Source organism: Mastigocoleus sp. MO_188.B34 (assembly GCF_030065675.1).
In the GTDB taxonomy this organism is placed as follows: domain Bacteria; phylum Cyanobacteriota; class Cyanobacteriia; order Cyanobacteriales; family Nostocaceae; genus Mastigocoleus.
This window is the reverse complement of record NZ_JASJDK010000017.1, coordinates 70306-77292: the sequence shown is the minus strand read 5'-3', so window position 1 is coordinate 77292 and position 6987 is coordinate 70306. Positions and strand designations below refer to the sequence as shown.

General features: G+C 40.4%; 7 protein-coding genes. 3 read left to right on the top strand and 4 right to left on the bottom strand.

What is annotated here, in order from left to right; translation table 11 throughout:
- Nucleotides 1-219 precede the first annotated feature (219 nt).
- The 3 genes from QNJ50_RS06910 to QNJ50_RS06900 all read left to right on the top strand — a co-directional run bounded on the left by QNJ50_RS06910 (nt 220) and on the right by QNJ50_RS06900 (nt 3562).
- Nucleotides 220-708 carry a gluconokinase gene (locus QNJ50_RS06910; RefSeq protein WP_300633493.1) on the top strand — a complete coding sequence of 163 codons (489 nt, stop codon included), beginning with the start codon at nt 220-222 and terminating at the stop codon, nt 706-708.
- Between the two features lie 167 nt (nt 709-875).
- Nucleotides 876-2753, top strand: coding sequence for a bifunctional serine/threonine-protein kinase/formylglycine-generating enzyme family protein (locus QNJ50_RS06905; protein WP_300633491.1), 1878 nt, complete (start codon nt 876-878; stop codon nt 2751-2753).
- Between the two features lie 218 nt (nt 2754-2971).
- Nucleotides 2972-3562, top strand: coding sequence for a GIY-YIG nuclease family protein (locus QNJ50_RS06900; protein WP_300633489.1), 591 nt, complete (start codon nt 2972-2974; stop codon nt 3560-3562).
- Nucleotides 3563-3603: 41 nt separating this feature from the next.
- Here the strand turns inward: QNJ50_RS06900 and QNJ50_RS06895 are convergent, their stop codons facing one another.
- From QNJ50_RS06895 to pgl, 4 genes are all read right to left on the bottom strand, one after another.
- Nucleotides 3604-4350: a M50 family metallopeptidase gene (locus QNJ50_RS06895; RefSeq protein WP_300633487.1), complete on the bottom strand. Its 747-nt coding sequence runs from the start codon at nt 4348-4350 to the stop codon at nt 3604-3606.
- 161 nt (nt 4351-4511) lie between these two features.
- Nucleotides 4512-4667, bottom strand: a complete 156-nt coding sequence (locus QNJ50_RS06890; protein WP_300633485.1) for a hypothetical protein — start codon at nt 4665-4667, stop codon at nt 4512-4514.
- A 107-nt stretch (nt 4668-4774) separates the two neighbouring features.
- Entirely contained in the window at nt 4775-5758 is a 984-nt protein-coding gene (locus QNJ50_RS06885) for an FHA domain-containing protein (RefSeq protein WP_300633483.1), read from the bottom strand.
- 229 nt (nt 5759-5987) lie between these two features.
- Nucleotides 5988-6716, bottom strand: a complete 729-nt coding sequence (gene pgl / locus QNJ50_RS06880) for a 6-phosphogluconolactonase (protein WP_300633481.1) — start codon at nt 6714-6716, stop codon at nt 5988-5990.
- Between the last annotated feature and the right edge of the window lie 271 nt (nt 6717-6987).

Sequence of the window (6987 nt, the reverse complement as noted above, 5' to 3'; positions counted from 1 at the left end):
AATGATGTCCCTGTTTGGTATTTAATGGCGAAGGACGAAGGACATGGCTTTAGTAAGAAGAAAAATGTTGACTTTCAGTTTTACTCTACGGTGATGTTTGTGAAGCGCTTTTTATTGAAATAAACACGTGTTGGGTAATGGGTAGTTGGTAATGGGTAATGAGTGTTAAACTCCCCACACTCCCCAAACTTCCCACACTCCCCACACTCCCCAATCCCCATGATAATAATCCTCATTGGTGTGTCTGGTTCTGGTAAAACTACCATTGGTAAACAACTTGCAGACTCACTCAATTGGCAATTTTATGATGCTGATGACTTCCATTCAGCAAAAAATATTGAAAAAATGCAGGCTGCAATTCCTTTAGAGGATAGTGATCGAATACCCTGGTTGCAAACGATCGCAGATGCGATCGCCACATGGTTGGAGGAAAATCAAAATATAGTAATGGCTTGTTCGGCTTTAAAAGAAAGTTATCGCCAGTTGCTGTTAACAGACAGAAAAAATATCAAATTTATTTACCTCAAGGGATCTTTTGAATTGATTCAAAAGCGCTTAAAAAAACGTGAAAATCATTTTATGTCGGAAAGACTTTTGAAAAATCAATTTGATGTTTTGGAAGAACCTTCTGGTATCCCAACAGTAGATATTTCAAAGCAACCAGAAAAAATAGTGAAAACCATTAGAGAAATATTAAAGAATAGTTAATTAGCGATAATGATTTTCATTACTTTTAGAATATTAATTGAAAATTAATTTAATATATAAAATTTAATGAAATAAAAATTGCTGTTCTTCATTTTATCTTCTTGTCAGAGTCTCAGACCTACATTTATACTCTGAACTAACCAAGGTCTGAAACATTCTATTGAACCGTGACTATACTGGCAGGACGCTATGAACTTACCCGTAAATTAGGTGGGGGAGGCTTTGCAATTACTTACGTTGCAAGAGACCTTTTGAAACCAAATAATCCCTCGTGCGTAGTCAAGCAACTACGTCCTAATCAAGCTTACCCTGAAGTTGTAGATTGTTTTGAGAAGGAAGCAGCTACCTTGAGCAAGTTGGGGAAGCACCCTCAAATACCTCAATTGCTAGATCATTTTCGAGAAGGTCCAAGTCTTTATATCGTTCAAGAATTTATTGACGGACAAAATTTGAGTGAGGAAATATCTCCAGGAAGACGTCTAAGTGAAGGTTATGTAACTGGATTCTTAAAAGAAGTTTTGGAGGTACTTTCTTTTATTCATCGGTACGGAGTTATTCATCGCGATATCAAACCCCAAAATTTGGTACGTAATGCTGATGGCAGAATTTTCCTCATAGATTTCGGCGCGGTGAAAGAAATAGGAAGTTTGTTAGTAGATAGTCAAGGTCAAGTTGCTTCGAGCGTTATCATTGGAACACCGGGATATATGTCCAGTGAACAAAGTTTGGGTAGACCCTGTTTGGCAAGTGATATATATGCTTTAGGGATGACTGCAATTCAGGCTTTAACTGGAATTTTGCCTTCTAAGTTAGAAGAAAATCCCGAGACAGGGGAAATTATTTGGCGAAACCAAGCGAGAGTTAGTCGGCGCTTTGGAGAAATTATCAACACGATGGTGCGGCGTCATCATAGCCTACGTTATTCTTCCGCACATGATGCATTAAAGGCTTTAAGCTCCGATCTTAACGAACATCAAGTATCAATACCTTCTTTACCTTTATCTGGGAAAGGGAAGTATCTTTCGCGTCGCAAAACTTTGGAAGTCCTCGGTTTGGCTGGAGGTGGATTTTTGTTCGCGGTTGGAGGACAAACCATCATCAGAGCAAATTCCGATCGTAATAAGAAAGTAGCTGGGACTGCTATCGAACCCAAGGTATCTACAACAAAAATTCCCCCAAAAGTATTTCCCCAACTAACTCCGACTGCAAATAATCAGGGATTCAATCTCGAGACTTTTGACTTTGAAGTCGTAACAGTTAATAGTCGTGGAGAAGTTACTAATCGTCGTCCTGCTCGTACGAGGTGTTTTGCGGAAAAATTAGGAAATGGTCTTGTATTAGAGATGGTAGAAATTCCTGGGGGTGAATTTCGCATGGGTTCGCCAAAAACCGAGGAAGGAAGAAGAAATGATGAAGCACCACTACATCACGTTAAGGTCGATCCTTTTTTCATCGGTAAATTTCAAGTTACCCAAGAGCTATATAAAAAAATAATAGGTAAAAACCCCTCTGATTTTAAAGGAGCAAGGCGACCCGTAGATAGAGTAAATTGGCACAAAGCAGTCGAGTTTTGTGAAAAATTAACTCAAGTTACCGGCAAAACCTATCGTTTACCTAGTGAAGTTGAGTGGGAATATGCTTGTCGAGCCGGAACTACTACACCATTTCATTTTGGTGAAACCATTCATGCTAAACTTGCTAATTACGACACTACTAAAACCTATGCTTCTGGACCCAGAAGTAAGCATGTTCAGGGAACTACACCTGTAGGAAGTTTTCTGCCTAATGCTTTCGGGTTATATGATATGCATGGTAATGTTTGGGAATGGTGTCAAGATACTTGGCATGCAAATTATCACAAAGCTCCTACTGATAGTCGCCCTTGGATCAGCAAACCTGATTCTTTTCGAGTGGTAAGGGGTGGTTCGTGGAATGTTGCTCCTGAGAAGTGTCGTTCTGCTGCTCGAGATTTACGCAAACCGAACATTTTTGGTTATGCTTGTGGCTTTCGGGTTGTCTGCGATCGCGATTATGTTTTGAACTGAAGTAATAGTTAATGGGTCATGGGTATACGCCCGTACTGCTAACGCAGTGTTAGCGAAGCGTGACGCGTAAGTGTCATATGGTAATTGGTAATTGGTATCGTTTCATTTCCAATCCCAAATCCCCAATTCCTAATTGCAAAGCAGATGCCTACGGCATATCGCCAGCCGCCAATCCCCATGTGTGTTAACATTCCCAAGATGCATTCAATGGGAATGCCTTGAAACCCAATCAGCTCGACTTATTCTCACAATCAGAGATTAATACTATTCCCAGCAACAAACCACCGGTTTTAACCATGGATGTTGCTGCTTTAAGTAAGTGGAAAATGCGAATATTTTCCCACCAACAAAGGATTAAAAAAACCCAACCGGTAAAACAGGAAAGTTTATTTGCACTTTCACCGGCTGTGGTTTTTTGTGAATCTCCAAAACATGTCGATCCAGATATTATCGATCCTTTTACTCTCAAACCGTCACCACTGTCATTTTATCGTTTACCAACGGATAGTCCCGGTCAAGCTTGTCTTTATTTTGTTATGGATATGGCTACCGATCTACTGCTTTATATTGGTGAAACTTGTAAATCAAACAAAAGATGGAAAGGAACCCACGATTGTAAACGTTACATTGAAAAGTATCTGGATTTACATTACAAATACGAGTTAAATACAGCAGTCAACATAGCTTTTTGGTGGGATGCACCAGAAAAAACTCGACCCAGACAAGACCTAGAATTAGCCTTAATTCAAAAATGGAAGCCCCCATTTAATAAGGAAAATTGGCAATATTGGGGTCAACCATTTGGGTGAATCTGTTGTCAGTTGTCAGTTAACTGTTAACTGTTCCCTGTTCACTGTCCCTTGCTATAGGCGATCCGCAAACTTTGAAATAGTATTGCAAAGGATGCGATCGCCATTAATCCTCCCCAGAACCAATAAGGTAACAACAAATTATTTTGAATTTGTGCTGTATCGGAAAGTCCCAAATTCCCAGCAGAATAGCTAAATAAATAGTCAAGTTGGTGAAATGTACTAATACAAGCTTGGACACCCAGAAATTGAATTGCAAAGCCTTGCAACCAACGAGGTGCTTTCAAACCAACCAATAAAGTAATTAAACCCAAAACAGGTATTGCGATCAAACCAAAAGGCGACCTTACCCACACAAGACTTGAAAATATTAAGAATCCACCTAAGATTTTTAAACTTAAAGAAGCTGCTTTAAAACTACGGGAAGCTAAAATCAGAGCAGAACCAGCAATTGGTGGTCCCATAGGTCCTGCTGCTGCAACTAGTGATGGACCAATCGGTGCTAAGGATCTGGCTAAACTGTAAGTCGCGACACCTGAACCATTAGAAAAAATTTGTAGCTGCTGAAAATTTCCCCCCAATAATAATGCCATCAAACCATGACCCATTTCGTGGAACCAGGTTGCCAAAATTGAAAATGGGTATAAAATGTAGTCTCCTGCAGGTATTTGCCACAAAATAATCGTTACAAATGCTGCTGCAATCAGCCAAGTAAATCCCATGCGACTTACAACGCTGGGAGCTTGACTAGAGTATAAATATTCTAAATATTTTTTTGATTCCTTCATGGGTTGGTAACCTTTAATTTTTAACCCAATTAATAATAGTGAGCTTTTTTCTATCCTAACTTTTGTTTTTTTTGTGTTTCGGAATTAATTAATAAGGTTATTTTGTTGTTTTGTCGTTTATGATACTGAATTTATATTTTTGCCGAGTCAATTATCACTTTTCATTGCTGATTGTTAACTCCCAATTCCCAATTCCCAATTCCTGATTCCTGATTCCTGATTCCTGTACAGACGTAGCATGCTACGTCTCTACGACTCCTGACTCCTGACTCCTGATTTCTGATTTCTGACTTCTGACTCCTGTACAGACGTAGCATGCTACGTCTCTACGACTTCTGACCAATAACAAATCCCCTCAACATCTGGAGAAAATATATTTATCAACCAGAGTTGTTTTGGGGACAAGAATTAGAAATATGATTTGCTAGGAAATTTGGAACAAGAAAGTTACTAAATCTCCTTTACCCAAGCTTACACGATCGCCAGGTCTGAGACGGTGCCGGTTTCCTGGTAACAAGGGTAAGTTATTGATGTAAGTTCCATTGGAACTACCCACATCTTCTATATAGTAGGCATCTCCTTCAACGCGAATATCTGAATGAATCCGCGAAACAATCTCAGAATTAGGAAAACCTGATACATCAATATCCGGAGGAATACGGTCGTTAGGTTTGCCAATATGAATTACAGAAAGATTTTGTGGTAGTTCGATTTCTCGATCGCTTTGCAAGTGAACTAATCTTCCACATACCTGTTGCAGTTGTGTCCTCGCTGCTGGCGCAGGTGATGGGGGTGGTGGGGATATTGGTGCTTGAATTGGATCTGGAGATGGTGCTTCTACCTGAAAATCTGGTACTTCTGGACTAATTACTGGTGGAGGAACGCTACCTTCTGGAATTTGTGGAAATAGATCGTCAGGAACCTCAGAAGCATAACTTTCTGCTTCTGCTTCAGTAGGTTCTGAATTCGGAAGTTCTGGTGCTGAAACTTCCTCTTGCTCCAGAAACATCGGGTCTAATAGAGATTCCGCAGCTTCTTCAGGATTAGCTGGAAAAATTTCTGGTTGTGAGTTGGGAGCTGCAACTGCTGTGGGTGGTAAAGGTGAAGGATCTGGAAATTGGGGATCGCTAGATGTGGTTATAACTACTGGCTCTGATGATGGAATTGGATCGGGAGATACCAAAGGTGGTACTTCCAAAGGAGAAATATCGGGAGCAATTGTGGGTGCAGCATTAGCGCTAGCAGCCGAACGAAGGTTATAACCACACTGACCGCAGAAGGAAGCGTCAGCTTGAACTGTTGCTCCACAGTTAGGACAACTTGTTGTCATTGGTAAAGGAGTATAACAAGCTTCGCATTGCACTGCACCATCTGGGTTGGGATGGCTGCAATTTGGACAGACAATCATGGAATTAAGCCCTTATTCATCATCTTAATCTTAAAGTTGTGCAAGCACAGTATTGAGCAATTTTAGCTTTCGATACTCATAACTCCAAACATAACAATTGGGGTCATGCTATGCTCGCAAAACTATGGGCTAACACACCCTGCAGGAAACGCTAGCATGACTCATATTCACAAAATAAACTTACAGTTTCACAAAATAAACTTTACGATTAAATTGCGCGAATTAAACCCTATTTTTGATGGGCGACTTCACTACCTGCTGCTTGATCGAGTAACCACCAAAGTTCGCCTTGGGGTTGGATTAAGCGAGATGGATAGGTGGATGAGTCTGCTTGGGGAGCGAAGACCTGAGCTAATGCCGGTTTTTTGTTCTCACCAGCAACTAAAAAAATTACGCACCTAGCAGCATTAATAAATGGGTATGTAAAGGTGAGGCGAGAATTTCCATCTTTATTGCCTACTGTTACTAGGCGATCTTTTACATTGAGTGCTTCTGTATGGGGAAATAAAGAAGCTGTGTGAGCATCATCGCCCATCCCTAACAAGTTAACATCTAAAGCTGGAAATTCTCCAGGGGATACCTGGAAAAATTTTTGTAAGTGTTCCTCATATTTTACAGCTGCTTGGCTTGGTTCTGCTGCATCGGTAGGCATGGGATGAATATTACTTTCACTTATTTCCACTTTATCTAGCCACGCACGGCGAGCCATCAATTGATTGCTGTCTTGATGATCTGGGGAAACATATCTCTCATCTCCCCAAAACACATGAATTTTATCCCATGGTAGTTTTTGAGTTGCGATCGCTTCGTACAACGGCTTGGGTGTACTACCACCAGACAAGGCGATGGTGAATTGACCTCTTTCTTGAATAGCTGGTTCTATCTTGGACAGAATTAGTTCCAGGGCTCTGTTTACTAATGCTGGTTTGTCTGATAAAACTTCAATCTTTTTGTTCATCGCTATTGTCATTATATTGCCGACTTCTCTTCTGGCAATACGATAGCGAAATTATTATGGTATGTGCTTTACTTTTTGAAACTTTTAAGGAAAGTGGGAGAGTGGGGATTGGCGACTGGCGATTTGGGATTAGGAACTCTAGCCTGTAAGGAATGAGAATTTAATAACCTGTAATTCTGAAATTTGGAATGGTGCGTTACGCGATGCTAACAGCACCCTACTTTTGTACTTTATTTAATCCACATTCCTAAGGGTATGGCGTAAGCCATAA